This window comes from Vibrio sp. Vb1574 (assembly GCF_033338675.1).
In genome coordinates this window covers 1-1,077 of record NZ_JAWOTC010000421.1, presented here as the reverse complement: position 1 = coordinate 1,077, position 1,077 = coordinate 1, and the positions used below count along the sequence as shown (strand labels likewise).

The window sequence follows — 1,077 nt, the reverse complement described above, 5'->3', positions numbered from 1 at the left end:
AACACCAACTCATCACGACAAGTGAAAAGCCTCTAACAACCAGCGTCACGGTTTACCAGCTTAATGTCACACTGATTGTATCTGAGTACGATCCCGCAGTGCTGCTCGTACCGTAAGCTTTCGCAAAAAGCTCAATGGTCTGAGCCGTTGCGGTCGTAAACTCAGTAAGCGCCACCGTTCCATTTTGCACGATTTGGGTATTTCTGTCTGAATCGGTAAACAGCTTATATTCGATATACTCGGAACCATTCGACATCGCGTAGGAGCCTGCTGCTACACTTCCGTCATACAAACCAGTGCCAAGTGTAAAGGTCGGAGTCACACCGTTACTACAGAGCACTTCAATGCCCGTCGCGCTGCCACCATTGACCACAGCATCTTGCTCAGTAAAGATCGCTGGCACGTCGCCGAAATCAAGTAAACCAAAACCAATACCAGAAGCAGTGTCTACCGCATTATTTCCGTTGATCACACAACCTTGTACAAGGTTAATGGAAACATCAATGGTGCCGCTCACTGAGGCGCCGTTTGCTTGCCAACTGAATGACGTTAATAACAGAGGCATCATCAAATATATTCTTTTCATATAAAGCTCCATTTTCTAACATTCCACTGTATATCGATGATTGTTTTATTAGTTATAGCTCAAGTATGACAAACTAAGTGCATATAAAATACGAAACATATAAAAGAAGTAAGTTAGGTATAAAAACAGGCACGATTAAAAAACAAATAACTACAAAAGGAAATTTTGACAAGATATAAAACCACAAAATACCCTTAAAAATAAAATGGTCATTTGGTTATTCTAAATACAGAAAGTGAAGCTTTACTGAAGTTTCAGAAGAAAATAAAGTCGATTTGAACAGAGTCGAGCAGGAAATTGGTTATTAAACGGCAGTAAAATTCTAGGCTGAAATTAAGAAAATGGACGAAAAAGATAGAGCTAAAATAAGTAAATTACCACCTTCTAAAGAAGGTGGCTTTGTGTGAGCCCCCTAAAAGGGGGCCTAGACCAGAACCTCGATGTGGCACCGCAGTCTCTCTTCACTCTCCAACACTAAATTTATGGCATCA

The 1,077-nt window shown here is 40.8% G+C and carries 1 protein-coding gene; it reads right to left on the bottom strand.

Annotated features, from left to right (window positions below):
- Positions 1 to 52: 52 nt before the first annotated feature.
- Positions 53 to 598, bottom strand: coding sequence for a spore coat U domain-containing protein (locus R7O12_RS26590; RefSeq protein ID WP_005462880.1), 546 nt, complete (start codon positions 596 to 598; stop codon positions 53 to 55).
- Between the last annotated feature and the right edge of the window lie 479 nt (positions 599 to 1,077).